Annotated in this window: 11 protein-coding genes; 2 read left to right on the top strand and 9 right to left on the bottom strand. The window is 44.1% G+C overall.

Annotation, left to right across the window (positions count from 1 at the left end; genetic code table 11):
- Positions 1-13: 13 nt before the first annotated feature.
- The 8 genes from NYE45_RS14735 to NYE45_RS14700 all read right to left on the bottom strand — a co-directional run bounded on the left by NYE45_RS14735 (position 14) and on the right by NYE45_RS14700 (position 9,988).
- On the bottom strand, positions 14-1,903 hold the full coding sequence (locus NYE45_RS14735; protein WP_340017237.1) for a beta-glucoside-specific PTS transporter subunit IIABC: 1,890 nt from the start codon (positions 1,901-1,903) through the stop codon (positions 14-16).
- A 177-nt stretch (positions 1,904-2,080) separates the two neighbouring features.
- Positions 2,081-2,962, bottom strand: coding sequence for a LysR family transcriptional regulator (locus NYE45_RS14730; protein WP_340017236.1), 882 nt, complete (start codon positions 2,960-2,962; stop codon positions 2,081-2,083).
- A gap of 127 nt (positions 2,963-3,089) precedes the next feature.
- Positions 3,090-3,845: a carboxymuconolactone decarboxylase family protein gene (locus NYE45_RS14725; RefSeq protein WP_340017235.1), complete on the bottom strand. Its 756-nt coding sequence runs from the start codon at positions 3,843-3,845 to the stop codon at positions 3,090-3,092.
- A gap of 281 nt (positions 3,846-4,126) precedes the next feature.
- A complete protein-coding gene (locus NYE45_RS14720) occupies positions 4,127-5,098 on the bottom strand; it encodes a hypothetical protein (protein ID WP_340017234.1) in 972 nt (323 codons plus the stop codon).
- Positions 5,098-5,589: a sigma-70 family RNA polymerase sigma factor gene (locus tag NYE45_RS14715; protein WP_036615805.1), complete on the bottom strand. Its 492-nt coding sequence runs from the start codon at positions 5,587-5,589 to the stop codon at positions 5,098-5,100. The genes NYE45_RS14720 and NYE45_RS14715 overlap by 1 nt, the downstream gene beginning before the upstream one ends.
- A 151-nt stretch (positions 5,590-5,740) precedes the next feature.
- Complete coding sequence (locus NYE45_RS14710) at positions 5,741-7,321, bottom strand: histidine-type phosphatase (protein ID WP_340017233.1); 1,581 nt, start codon at positions 7,319-7,321, stop codon at positions 5,741-5,743.
- 241 nt (positions 7,322-7,562) lie between these two features.
- The gene (locus NYE45_RS14705) at positions 7,563-7,985 is read right to left on the bottom strand and encodes a DUF3237 family protein (protein ID WP_340017232.1); all 423 of its coding nucleotides are present in this window, start codon (positions 7,983-7,985) and stop codon (positions 7,563-7,565) included.
- Positions 7,986-8,005: 20 nt separating this feature from the next.
- A complete protein-coding gene (locus NYE45_RS14700; RefSeq protein ID WP_340017231.1) occupies positions 8,006-9,988 on the bottom strand; it encodes a glycoside hydrolase family 2 TIM barrel-domain containing protein in 1,983 nt (660 codons plus the stop codon).
- Between the two features lie 249 nt (positions 9,989-10,237).
- Between NYE45_RS14700 and NYE45_RS14695 the strand changes: the two genes are divergently transcribed.
- Together NYE45_RS14695 and NYE45_RS14690 are read left to right on the top strand one after the other, a co-directional pair.
- A complete protein-coding gene (locus NYE45_RS14695) occupies positions 10,238-11,440 on the top strand; it encodes an MFS transporter (protein WP_340017230.1) in 1,203 nt (400 codons plus the stop codon).
- A 16-nt stretch (positions 11,441-11,456) separates the two neighbouring features.
- Positions 11,457-12,080, top strand: a complete 624-nt coding sequence (locus tag NYE45_RS14690; RefSeq protein ID WP_340017229.1) for a TetR/AcrR family transcriptional regulator — start codon at positions 11,457-11,459, stop codon at positions 12,078-12,080.
- Between the two features lie 92 nt (positions 12,081-12,172).
- On the opposite strand, the gene NYE45_RS14685 is transcribed toward NYE45_RS14690, so the two are convergent.
- Positions 12,173-14,437 (bottom strand): glycoside hydrolase family 3 N-terminal domain-containing protein, encoded by a 2,265-nt coding sequence (locus NYE45_RS14685; RefSeq protein ID WP_340017228.1) that lies wholly within the window; start codon positions 14,435-14,437, stop codon positions 12,173-12,175.
- Positions 14,438-14,489 lie beyond the last annotated feature (52 nt).

Genomic DNA, 14,489 nt, shown 5'->3' with positions numbered 1-14,489 from the left:
ACTTATAGTCTTGTTAAGCTTTGACAACCAACAATGTATTGTTAAAATCAATATTTTGGGGACTAGTCTCTGCGATCACATCCGAGTAACTATACGTATTGGTTACAATAACAGGCGTTTGAGTGACATATCCTTCTTGTCTTATTTTTTCCAGATCAAAAGTCAGCAAGGTCTGTCCTTTCGTGATTCTCTGACCTTCTTCCACGAAAGCTTCAAAATATTTTCCGTTCAACTTAACTGTATTTAAGCCGACATGAATAAGAATTTCGACTCCTTCATCGGATAATAGTCCAATAGCATGTTTCTTAGGAAATAGAGATACAATCATGCCATCAAATGGAGCAATGACTTTCCCCTCGCTGGGTTCAATAGCAATTCCTTTACCCATCGCCTCTGAGGCAAACGCTACATCTTGTACATCCTGAAGTTGAATAAGCTGACCTTTAAGTGGAGTTGCAATAACGGAATCGTTAATTGTAATGACTTCATCCGCAACCCCACTCACTTCGTTCGCATTTGAAATAGTGTTCTGTGAAGGTGCGTCTTTTTCATATTTCAAACTGAGCAAATAGGTAAGCACAGCAGTTACGACAGTTGTTATAACAAGTGCGATCAAAATGTTATATAGATTCCAGATATTTTCACCAATGTACAGCGGAATCGCCGGGATTCCTGAAGCGCCTGTTGCGTAACGAGAAACATCCATTAACCCTGCAAAGAGTCCCCCACTGGCAGCTCCGATCATACCCGCTACAAGTGGGTATCTCTTCGGTAAGTTTACGCCGTAAAGAGCTGGTTCTGTGATGCCCATCAACGCTGTGATCCCACTGGAAGCTGAAATTTGTTTTAACGCTTTATCCTTTGTTCTCATCCCTACAACTAATGCCGCAACACCTTGACCTATACAATTGATCATCGCTCCAGGACCGAGGATATTCTCATAGCCTGATGTGGTGATTTGAGCAATGGATAGAGGAACAATATTATGGTGTAATCCAAACATAACCAGTATTGGCCAGAAGGTTGCAACCAGGAAAATAACCAGCCAGCTACCATGTGCGGCCAAGAAGTCAAAGCCCATAGCTAAATACGTTCCGAAAAATGACCCCAGTGGTCCCAATACGGTTAAGGCCAGAATTCCCGTTACTAAAATAGTGCACATGGGAACAAAAATAACTTTTACTGCATTCGGAATGATCCTTTTAAACATAGATTCAATATATGATTGTGACCAAACTATTAAGAGAATTGGAACTACAGATGAACTATAAGATACAAGAGTTAGCGGGATTCCAAAAACACTTACGTCAGTCCCATCCAAACGCAATTGTGTCAAGTTGGGATGGAGTAAAATACCGGCTAAAACGAGTGCTAAGACGGGACTGCATTTTAGTTTATTTGCAGCTGAGAACGCCAATAAGAATGGTAAAAAGTAGAAAATAGCATCTGACATAAGACTTACGACATAGTAGGTTTGGGAATCTTTTGAAATCCAGTTGAACAAAATAAGGAGAGCGAGTAACGCCTTGATCATACCAGCACCAGCTATAGCAGGAACAATCGGACTAAATGTTCCAGAGACGAAATCGATTAGTTTCCCCAAAATACTAACTTTCCTAACATGAGTTGGTTCACCCGATGAACTCGTGTTAGGTTGAAGATGCTTGATCACTTCTTTGTAAACGTCTTCAACATGTGTGCCAATAACGACTTGAAATTGTCCGCCGCTCTCAACCGCATCAATAACGCCATCAAACGACTTAAGCGCTTTTTGATCTGCTTTACTTGTATCATTCAGTGCAAATCTAAGCCTAGTCATACAGTGAGTCAGAGTGGATACATTCTCACTACCGCCCACTTTCTCTACAATATCCTGAGCCAACTTTTCATGTTTCTTGCTCATCCAATAATGCCCCCTCTTGTTGTTGCCACCTAAATGAATGAAACCGAAAGCGCTCTAAATAACTTCTCATTACAATAAAAAAGCTATTTATCTGTAATACATAAAGGCTGCATTCATTACACCTTTAAAATATCATCTGATAAACAGCTATAGCCAATACCTATAATTTATACTTCATTATGCCTGAAAGGCATGCCTGATATGTTCCAAAAAACGCACCTCAGTTTGACTGAATACCTTATGTTTTTTCCAGACAATCACCGTTGGAAACTGAAGTTCCGGTTGAAAAGGTCTAAAGCATAACGTGTCAGACTGCTTCATTGCAAGCGCACCCTCAATACAAATTGCGGCCCCTAACCCCTCCTCTACGAGGTTAAGTACGTTAGATATTAAATTATAGGTCGCAACGAAGTTTAAATGTGCATACTCATCGGCAAACCAGCTTGCAATCTCGTTCTGTACGACAGATCGGCTGGATATGAGCAGAGGTACTCCGGCTAAATCTGTTGAAGTTACATATTCTTTCTGTGCAAGAGGTGATGAGGTCTTCATAAGGACTCCCCAGCGCTCCTTCTGGGGCAGTCTGATAAAATCGTATTTCTCAATGTGAATGGGCTCTAACAAAATGCCCACATCGAGCAGTCCTTTATCGATTCGCTCCTTTATGTCATCCCCCGTTCCACTATAGATGTGATATTTAACCTGCGGATACTCCATATTGAAGTCTTTTAATAATTGTAAAATAACATTGGATGTCAATGATTCGACACTCCCGATCGATATGGTTCCTCCAACCAGGTTGTTCTGATCTTTAAACTCTTTCTCCGTTTTATCCGCAAGCGTGAGAATTTCTTCTGCTCTTTGACGTAGAAGCATGCCTGCATCTGTCAGTGTTATTTTACTTTTCCCGCGTATAAACAATTGAGTTTCTAAGTTTTTTTCCAGATCAGCCAACTGCCTGCTTAACGTAGGCTGTGTGACATGTAAGATCGTCGCAGCATGTGTGATATTTTCAACACGAGCTACTGTCAAAAAATATCGAAGTACTCTTAATTCCATAAATCCTCCTGGTTTACATCGTGTTAAGTGTCTTCTGAATCATTAATTTCTTGCTATACCTTCCTGTTAACCAGAAGAAGACAGTTGATTGGGATAATCAACTGCCTGTTGCTTTAAATAAAGAAGATTATTTCTCTGGAATGATTTCATTAACGCAACCTAAAGCATTTAGTGTTCGAGGAAATCCCATGTAGGGAAGGCAGTGAGTAATAGCGGTGATCATGGTTTCTTTATTATTGCCAACATTGATATTGCCCTGAACGTGTGCTTTGACTTGACTATCCGCACCTCCGAGTGCACTTAGTATACAAAGAGTAAGTAGCTCTCTTGTTTTGAGATCCAGACCTCCACGGGTATAGAAGTCACCAAAGCAAAATGCTGAAAGGTAGTCCTGTATATGCTTCTGATTTGACGGGGTATTTTTCCGGTTTTTCTCAATAATATCGCCAAAAATCTCTTTTTGGATACCAAGTCCTTTGTCAAGGCGGTTATCTTCTTCAACCCGTTTTTGACTTTCAAGAGGCAGTACAACATGTTGTTCTTTGAAAACTTCATTCATTTCCGATATGGCATTTAAGGTTTTCGGGAATCCCAAATAAGGTGCACATTGGTAGATTGCTTCTTGGATCTCCACTGGTGTCAGTCCAACATTTAGCGCGGCAAGAACATGTGCCTTAAGCTGGGGCAACGTTTGATTCGTAGCCAGTACGACCAGTGTAATAAGCTCACGTTGTTTATCGTCAAGGGCCCCTTGATCGAAAATTTCACCAAATATGAAGCGACTCAATATGCCCTGAAATTCAGGATGTGTAGCATATGCCGCTGGAACCCCATCGCCGAATAGTTTTTTATATGTTTCTTGGCTTCTTTCAATTCGATTCATATTCATCAAACCTCCTGTTTCTTCTTTGTTAAAGCTAGGTGTACCCATTTTACATTGAAAGAGAAAAGAAACTATATCCTATTCATATCATTTTATTGCCTAATCCTATCAAGTGATTGTTTGAATATTGAACTGCTCACACAAGTTCAAATCAATTATTGTTTCCTGATGATCGCCTCAGCTTTTGTTTTTTTGTTATTCAAAAAAGAGCGAACAAAGCACTTGAGTGCACTGTTCGCTCTTCTCCATCTACTCCTTGCACTTGTATCGCTGTGTCTTCCTTACTCGCCCAGGCTGTTCCAGAATGTTTGAAACGCGCCTTTCTCAACTTCCAGGAATGCCGGAACATTACCATAGCGCACCAGACCTTCACCGAACAGAACCAGTGGAACCTGCGTTTTATCTTCAAGCGTGAGGTAGATGATCTTGCGATCTTCCTTGCCGTAGAGGTTCTCTTCCAACTCCGGGCTCGTTGCGATCGGTTTTGCAGCAGATAACGCCGAGATGAAGCTTTCCAACGATTCGTCCGCTGCTAACGGCTGAAGCTGCTGCAATCCATTGTTCCAGCTGTCAAACGTCTCCCATTGCGCCGAAGCGATGTTGCCTTCGAGATGAAGTTTGCCGATCAGGTCGGCTCCGCTACTGATGGTGATTCCGTTGTTTTTGTCAAATAGTTGAGCATACACCTGACCATCAATCTCGGTGTAAGACATGATACGGAAATCCTTATCGTAGCCATTGACCGTATAAATGTCTGCTTCGCCAATGTTGGAAGCAAGCTCCGTGTATTTATCCTGGCCGCTCAGCTCATCGATGCCGCCAGTTGTGGTACCCAGTTTTTCGCCGCGCAGGTTGAGCGCACTGGTGCCTTCAATTAATGTTGGGGACTGTGTATATACGTTACCCTCATAGACAACCAGTTGCAGCATACTTGCCATGGCACCTTTGCCGTTTGAATCCGGCAACTCCATCTTCGGAATCACAATCGGGTTGAATGATGCGCCCGGGGTAACCCCTGCCACCTGTGGTGTTGGTGCCGCTGGTCCATTGAATTGTTGCCATACACTTGGCGCAGCCAACCCAATGCTGGCAGCGATAACGACACTTGCTGCAATGTATAGTGGTTTACGTTGACGTTTTGGCCCCTGATGTTGCGTGTTCAAAGATTGCTCTACCCGTTTTTTCATTTGCTCGTTTGTTTTCATATGATCCACCGCTTTCTTGTAGTTTCGTTTGAATTGTTCTTCGTTCATTACAGTTCCTCTCCTTCAAGCTCCAGTTTTAACAGCTGTCTGCCACGTTTCAATCTCATTTTCACTGCTGACTCGCTAATCTCCAGGATCTCGCTGATTTCTCGGATTGGATAATCTTCGTAATAATACAGATGGACCACCGATCTATACTTGACGGGCAGTGACAGCACGAGTTCGATCAATGCGTGATCTTCAGGGTTGTCCGTAGTAAGGGGATCGACTCCCTCCAACTTGACCTCCCGTTTACGCCAGCCTCTGCCTAATAAGGATTTGCAATGATTGGTGATGACCCGAATCAACCATGCTTTCTGATGCTCCGCATCGTTGAATGTAGGGGCTTTTTCTATTAGTTTGATGAAGGTATCCTGAGTGGCTTCCTCCGCGTCTTCTCGTCTGCCGAGGTGCACCATGGCAATCCGGAACAGCGTATCCGCGTATGTCTCATAGACTTTCATCACATGATCGCCCAGCTGGGGAACTGATCGCTGCATGGTTGGTATGCCCTCCTTTATACCTCTAACACTCTTAAGGACGGCATTTGGTCACATTTTGTTTTGGAATTTTTTTATTGATCCATTTCATTCAAAATGCAAAAAAAGAAAGCAGCCCCTTGGAGTGGAGTTGCTTTCTTCGTTCAACCAATTAGAATTTCTTCTGTAAAAGTTCAATATTATCTTCCAAACTGCTGTCCAAGCTTACGCCTACCTTCTGCAGTTTGTTTTGGTAATATGTCTTCACATCTTCCCACTTATAGTATGGGTAGGTCTTGGTTTCAATTGGGAAGGCGATTTCTTCTTCATTTCTAAGCATTTTTACCAAAACATCTTTACCGTTGGAGTACAGAATCCATTGGATATTTGCCCCCATTGGTGAGATGACCGAGCCATTCCAGTTTTGGGTCACGTCCTGTGGCTTGTCTACACTAACATTCGCTCCGGCGATATCCAGGAATGAAGATAGTGGAATGATGGTTTCTGCGTGAGCAAAACGAAATATACCAGCCGTGTCTTTCTGTTGAATGGACTGTTCGGTTGACACGATCAGTTCTTTGACCAGGGGTGCAATGATATTCTGCGGCAGATCTGTTGACGTTAAGGATGGACCTTTTTCATAAAAGTCATTGATATTGTCGACGCTCTCGTACCACTTTAACTGATTGGTTGTGAAATACCGCCCGAATTCGAAGTCACCTTCTCCTTTAATATTCGAAGAGATGATGTACAGTTCATATAGATTAGAAGCAGCCTCGGTTGGGTTGCTGAGCTTCACTTTTCCCTTCTCATCCTTCAGCTCGAACTCTCCAGCGTTCAACCGCTTGTAGAAGTCTTCAGAGAAAAATTGCAAAAGTACTTCTTTTGCATAACGCGTTCCTGTGCTCTGAGTAACATAATCCTCGTATAACTTAACCCAGTCTCCATCTTCAGCATATTCGTTATACTTTGTAGCTAAATCGTAGGGACGTAGATAAGGATCTTGCTCTTCTTCAAAGGCTGAAGCCAGAATGTCTACCTTGTTATCTCCCAAGCTGTCCTTTAACCCGTCAATAAACTGATCTCTGCTCTGGGGCGTTCGATCTTTGAAAGTTGCTTGTGCAATTACTTTTTTATCTGATGTAAATAGTTCTTTGAAATTCTGCCCGACTCTGCTTCCTATTCCTTTCAGTTCTTCTCCACCCGTGGTGGATAGCAATCCATAATGATCTTTTTCAACCACCATCAGTTTGCCAATTTCCTTCTTCAGCTCTTTGCCCAGATTGGTAATCTGCCCATCCTTTTCAGCGATGTCGAGCAGTTCAAAAAGCGTCTTGTCGTACTTGGAACTGGATAGATGTCTGGAACCATGTCTTCCTACGTAGTTAATAAATACGGGCTCATATCCATCAGGAGCTTCTGTATAACTTGCTTCTTTGAAAGGATATGGCGTTTTGGTACCACGGTACCCCTGCTCATCGTTAATCTTTTGTCCAACAAACACCGATTGGGTGTTGTTATCCCAGTCTACCTCTTTTCCCAAGGCTTCCCCAATCGCTCTTGCCGGTACATAAGTGACTCCGTTGTATAGAAACGATTCTCCTTCCACCCTTTGACCGTTCACAACCACGTTAGCCGATTGTTCGGACACTTCGATCATGCGTTTTGAAGCTGCACCATATACGTCAAACATACTTACTGATGTCAACATGGTGAGTGATACTACTGAAATTCCGATTTTTTTGATGATCATATTGAATAGTTTTCTCCTTATTCCGCTTAATATCGGTTTATTTTCGCTCATCATACTATAGGCGAGGAATGTCTGCGTAGTACCCATTCTTTGTTAATTCAATGTAAAAGAATACATATAAATATTGACCTAAAATCGCATTACGACAAAAAGAGCCGCTCATTAGCGACTCTGACTCTGTATAACAGGCTATCTTGCGCCCCGACACATGAACAAAATAGTTATCATATGTTTCCTGTTATCATAGCGCGGCCCTATATATTTTTATATCTATTCCAGATTCCGTTGGATGACCTTCGCCAATAAGCGTCGCACTGTTCAAAAAGGATAAAGCCTCGCTGTTCGTAATCATTTTGGGGGAAGTGCGGAACAATGCAGTTTTCAGCGATTTGTCGATGTTTCCGTTGTTTTCGATATAAATTTTGCAGCTATGCCCTGTGTTGTCCGTTCCGTGGAGCATATATCTTGCCGAGAGAGTATGCGGGTCCCCATTCTTCCCGATGATTTGAGTATCCACGCCTCCACCTAACACGATTCCCTCAAAGTACTTTCCTGTTGCGCTGCCTGTAAAAGTAATCATAACAACCGAATCGCCTTCGCTATTCTGTAGATCAAATGATTTCTCGATATTCACATGTACCGTGAACAACTCTTCTAATTTCACGCGTTCCCACCTCCAGTTATTTACGTGTATGTCATCAGCGAACCGCTACTCACCGAAAATCCGGTGGGTCTGATGATATCTAACATAAGTTCGTTCCATCGATTCTCAGGAATGTCGGTAAAATAAAACACGTGCTTCTCCCCAGGTGATAAATCCGGGATGTGTTCAGTAATGCAATCACCGAGCGGGTTAACCAGTCTCAGCGTATAACCAGATATCCGATAACAGGGAATGTCATTTCGGTTCTCCACGGTTACTACGATTTGAGCCTTCTCCTTAACCAGTTCCACGTTGAGGTTGATTGGTGAAGCTAATCGGCGCATAGCTTCGTAAGAAGGCTTGGGCGTGCCATCTAAACTCATGGAACCATGCACCCGTTGGCGCAGCCTTCCCTCGCCTTCCTCCCCCATTTGCGTACGATAATCGTTTAGGCTGAAGTATATGAGCGCTGCAATGGCAGGATGCTTCCGGTACTCCCTTGTGTTTTCCAATAGGATCTGTGTACGTCGCTCATCCCCGCCATTAAAAGCAGGCTCACATAGTCCATATTCAGCTACCACGAGAGGTTTATTTGGTAAATTCCTAGTCATATGTTGGATAACTTCCGGCCTGTCCAACTCACCATGCCATGTCCCGATATAATCGTTCCACATGACCATGTCACCTACACCCGTGGCATCCTGGGCGGGATTCTCATGCACAGTGTTAGACACATAGTTAATGAATCTCGTATCGTCAAGTCCATGCACCAGAGATTTGAGTTTCTCAAAATACCGAACTGTAACAGTGGACTGTCCATTCACCTCGTTGCCGATACCCCATGCATAGATGCAAGGATGATTGTAGTGCCGATGGATCATTTCTTGGGCATGCTTAATTGAAATGTTCAACCATTCATCATTAGGATCTTCTGGAGTCTGCCAATGTGGAATCTCCTCCTGTACCAGTAACCCGTTACGATCGCACCATTCCAGCAGCTTGCTATCCTGTTGCCAGTGAAAGCGAGTAATAACACAATTCGCGTGTTTCATATGACCAAGCATCTCTTCCAACTGTGCTACCGATTCTGCCATGCCGCTCTGAGGATTCGATCCGGGCATCCATTCAACCCCCATAAGACGCACCGGCTCACGGTTCAGCAACAACGTAATTCCCTCTGAGCGAATCTCTCTAAATCCAACAGTTAGGGTTACCTCATCTGTAAGGGCGCCATCCGAGTATAAAGAAATGGATACTGTGTATAGATGGGGATGATCAAAATGCCACAACTTCAGACGTTCCACCTTGATGTCACGAAAACGTAGAACACCTTCATCGCTGGACATTTCCCATTCCCTCGAAGTTAATATGTCTTCTTCATACGAAATGATCACTTTCAGTTTTACAAATTTGCACTCAGACTCATGTGGTGGTTGCTCCCACAAACGAATCTCACCAGATAACATGCCGTATGGAGCTTCAGTTCCATCCATATCGTCCGTAAAGAAAGGAGCCGCTTGAAGTTTGAAATAGTCGATTGCCGTGCGACCGCTAACCAGCAGCGATACGCCGCGAATAATTCCGCCGTCGTCTGCCCAATCAAAGCTATTTCCCATGGGAAGAGCCGTGTGGCTATTTTCATTATTCACTGATACTACGATGTGGTTGGTTGTATCAAAGATGACTGTGTCGGAGATCTCTATAACAAATGGAGTGTAACCTGATTGAGTATGTTCTCCTACACGTTTTCCGTTTACCCAAACCACCGCATCTCGATAAACTGCATCAAACTGTAACCGCAGTAATTTCCCTTCCCATTCCAGAGGAGCGTAAAAATCATGACTGTACCATCCCGTTCCACGGAACTCCTCTAACCCATTTTTCACGTTCCACGTGTGGGGAATCTTAACGATTTCACCCAAGGGAGGACCCTCTTCATACCATTGTAGTTCCATGCCCTGATTCTCGGTATCTGCCTGAAACAACCATGATTCTTCCAATAAAACTACTGTTCTAGCACTCACTCTGATTCCTCTCTTTCTCATGCTGTTTTTTAATATGATATAGAAGACTCCACTGTAAGGCCATTCAACATCCGCTGAATGTCATGGACAATCTGGTGACCATTTCTGGTGTTGGTGAGAGAAGTGCCATCTTAACGTTTAATTCACTGTCACACTAAAAAAAGATTTACAAATCTCCTTCTAGTCCATTAATATGGTTTACATATTGTAAAGGTTAACATTGTGTAAATAAAGGAGAATAATACGTACATGAGTACATTGCCAAAATCAATTCGCCTGCCGCTCTTCATTCTAATGTTGAATCTGTTTATTGCTTTATTGGGGCAAGGAATGCTTATTCCCATATTGCCAGAGTATCTGAAGCTTTTTCATGCGGGAGGTACCGTCGCCGGATTTTTGGTAGCCGCCTTTGGGGCGGCTCAATTCTTGTTTTCACCACTCGGGGGACAATTGTCTGATCGCTTTGGGCGCAAAAAATTGATCATGGCCGGCATGTTTCTTTCCGTTGTTTCGGATGTGATCTTTGCACTTTCCACTTCGCTGCCTCTCTTGTATGTCGCACGTTTCATTGGTGGAATCAGTCTTGGCTTAATGGTCCCTGCGAACCTCGCTTATGTAGCTGATATTACAACGCCAGAGACTCGTGCCAAGGGCATGGGATACTTTGGGGCAGCCATGAATCTGGGAATTGTACTTGGCCCTGGACTGGGTGGTTTAATCGCTGAGATGGGCATTCGCATTCCTTATTTCTTCGCAGCCGGTTTGGGATTGATAGCGGCTTTACTTACACTGCTACTGCCTGAGACACTTCCGCCTGAGAAAAGAACGGCCTCCATTCGTACTCAAAAGAGAGATCACCTAGGTAAAAAAATCTGGAGTTCGTTTAAAGTACCTTATTTCAAATACTTAATTTTGCTTCTCGTCATGACCTTTGGCCTCATGAGTTATGAGACGGTATTCGCTCTTTTTGCAGAGCAAAAATACGGTTTTGACGCCACAACGATCTCCATCATCATCACCTTGGGAGCGATTATCGGTATTGTTGTGCAAATTTGGCTACTGGATTGGTTCGTGCAGAGAATTGGTGAAGTCAAGCTCATCCGTCTTTCATTAATGATTACACCCATAGCGTTATTGTTGATGTTAATTAAGGTCAACCTTGTCTTTCTATTATTTGCTTCTGCGCTATATTTTGCATTCAATTCATTCTTGCGACCAGCAATCAGCACGCTAATATCCAAAAACGCAGGTGATCGGCAAGGTTATGCGTCTGGTCTGAACACCACATTCTCCAGTCTGGGAACGGTATTCGGCCCACTGATCGCAGGGCTACTATTTGACAAAAACATCAACTTCCCGTATATTTTTGGTGCAATTATGCTTCTTGCTTCTCTTGCACTTACAATGAAAGCATTCCGTTCAAGGAAAGGACAACTGTATACAAGTGAATGAAAACTGGCATCAACAATTGAGAAATAAAAATCGTGATGATCTGATAAAAGCAGGTAAAGAGCTTTTTTTGAAATATGGATTGCTCCAGGTGAAGATAAAGGATGTATGCACGAAAGCTGAACTTAGCAGAGTGACCTTCTATAAACATTTTCAGTCGATGGATGAGCTTCTTCTAGCCATTCAGATGCAATTGATCGAACATTTAACCGATGAGGTTAGCCGTACATCAACGAAGGATTTGAACGGACGAGAGCAGCTCACGGTCATGTTGAATGCATGGGTTGTTTTTGCCCAGGAGCATCCAGACTACATCCGATTCATTCAATTATTTGATATCAACTATGAGATGTATGATTTTAGTCCAGAATTGAGAGAACAGTATGATAAGTTCAACCAGAACGGAAAAGAAAAGCATTTCCTCTTGCACGCTTTATCCATAGGCGTAGCTGATGGCAGTATCAAGAATCTGTCTCCTCCGCTGGAACTTGCTCAGTTTATCTTCACAACGTTGATGGGCATGCTTCAACGGGTTGTTAAGATCGATCCGTCGAAATCCAATGCAATGGATACTCGGATGACGGAGCAATTTGTGAAGATGCTGCTTCATTTTGTCTGTAGCGAGGAAATACCCGAGGGATAGCATGTTAGCATGGATAGGTAAAATCAAAGTTTAAAATAAAAAACGGATTCCGTATGCTGGAATCCGTTTTTTTCTTCATTATTAATGAGGCGTTAATCCGTTTGTACGGGCAATGTCCCCCCCGCTTTCAGTTGACCAAGCAAAACTTTGATCCCGGCAGACGTATTCGGCTCCTGCTTTCCATACACAGCAAGCCCTGAGCGCACGTTCTGCAAATAGATCATCTCGTAAGGGTTGCCGAGTGACAATAGGGTGTATCGCTGATTACTCTTGTTCATCGCATCAATCAAGGTTTGATAATCGCTCCAACCGAACTGGCTGGCAACATTACGGAATTGGTAAGATGCAAGAATGACATAATTGGCTTTGCCAATCGCCGCCTGAAGGGTTTCATTCATTTTGTCTTGACCAACAACTGATATTTCTGTCTTTAATGACAGGTTATTAGCGGCTTGCAATAGTTGCTTCTCAAGCTGTTTCGCCTGGTCCTGCTCGGCTGCGACAATGACAATTCGGTCTCCTTGCTTCATTGGATCAGGAAGCACACCGTCGCGACTGCTGAGTAGAGTGACTGCTCGCTCTGCAATTGTCTGCTCCACTGCTCGATGCGCCTTCGATCCAATGATACCGTTGAGCTGAGTTAGCTTTTGCGCAAGAGTTTGACTGCGTTCAAACAAACCATATTTCGCTTTCATCTCCAAGATTCGTTTCACGGATGCATGTATAGTTTCATCCTTGATCGTTCCATTGTTCACCGCGTTCACCAACGTTTGATGGGCCGCTGCTGAATCTTTCGGCATAAGGATGATATCAACACCTGCGGAAATGGCGCGCTCTACCGATTTATTTTCTCCAAAATGCTCCGCAATTGCATTCATGGTAAAAGCATCCGAGATGATGAGACCTTCATATCCGAGCTCTCCGCGAAGAAGTCCGGTCAGTACCTTTTTCGATAAAGTGGCAGGAATCGGCACACGTTCTCCGTCTTTGAGCGAAGTGACCTGCTCGTTATCTATGGCAGGAAAAGCAATATGTGCGGTCATAATCATCTCTACCCCATTCTCGATTGCAGCACGAAACGGTTTTAATTCTACCGCATCAAGACGCTCCCGATTATGAGTTAATACCGGCATTCCGAGATGGGAGTCTACCTGCGTATCTCCATGCCCCGGAAAATGCTTCACTGCCGCCATCACCCCGGATTGCTGTAAGCCCTGTATTGTGGCGAGACCAAGCCGCGTCACCAAATCTGCATTCGAGCCAAATGATCGGATGCCAATGATGGGGTTGTCCGGATTGCTATTGATGTCTAGCACTGGCGCAAAGTTAATCTGCAGTCCCAGTGCCTTCAGCTCCTCCCCTGTCAGCTGCCCGGCGGCTTGAGCCAGTACAGTGTCTCCCGTTGCGCCAAGCGCCATTTGACCCGGCAGATTCGTCCCGCCGGGTATGCGCTTAATAACGCCTCCTTCTTGGTCGATACTAAGAAATAGAGGAATATCACCGGCTTCTCTTTGCAGATCATGTGTGAACGTTGTAAGCTGCTTCACGTCTACGATATTTTTATCGAAAAGAATAAGTCCGCCCAGGTCCTGATCATGGATACTGCGTTTCAGTCCTTCATTAACGGTCGTCGTCGCTTTACCATTCCACTGCCTAATGTCAGGCATAAGCATCTGGCCAACTTGCTCATTTACCGTCATATAGGATATCAGCTTGTCCCAATCTTGGGTCCGAATGGCGGCTTCGCGTTCGAACCGAATCACACGCGACATAAACACGGCATATTCAGCGCGCGTGACAGATTGATTTGGACGAAAAGTAGCATCCGAATAACCGCCGACCAGACCATTGGAACTCATGATTAGAATAGGTGCTGCTGCCCAATGCCTGTCCGTATCTGTCCATCTTGCGGGTTCATTGCCTTCCGCGAGTGAATATGCGCGTGTAAGGAACGCCGCAGTCTCTGCGCGGCTAAGCGGTACGTCCGGACGGAAGGTCCCGTTAGGGAATCCGCTCGCAAGTCCATTTTTGGTTGCTATTGTAATTTCTCTATAAAAGGGGTGTGTAGTTGGAACATCCGAATAGGTTGTGCCTTTCACTTCTCTTTGAAGCTGCTCCGAATAAAGCTCCCGAACCATAAATGTGACGGCTTGTGCCCTCGTCACCTGTGCCTCAGGCTTGAATATCCCATTGCCATATCCGGCCACTGTTCCCCGTTTCGCCATATACGTGATGCCATCCTCTGCCCACTTCGAGTGCTGCAGATCGACAAAACCTTCTTCCGCAGCTGCGCTCCCCGCCCCTATCAGCATAAAACCGAGAACGGCTCCAAAAATCGTCTTCCATTTTACATGCATCTATTTCACTCCTGTTGTTAATCTATGGATGAATAGACGCTACTACTGTATG

Origin of the sequence: Paenibacillus sp. FSL K6-1318, assembly GCF_037976905.1 — a bacterium.
Classification (GTDB): Bacteria; Bacillota; Bacilli; order Paenibacillales; family Paenibacillaceae; genus Paenibacillus; species Paenibacillus amylolyticus_A.
Note: the sequence above shows the minus strand (reverse complement) of the source record. Positions and strands in the feature narration are given on the sequence as shown.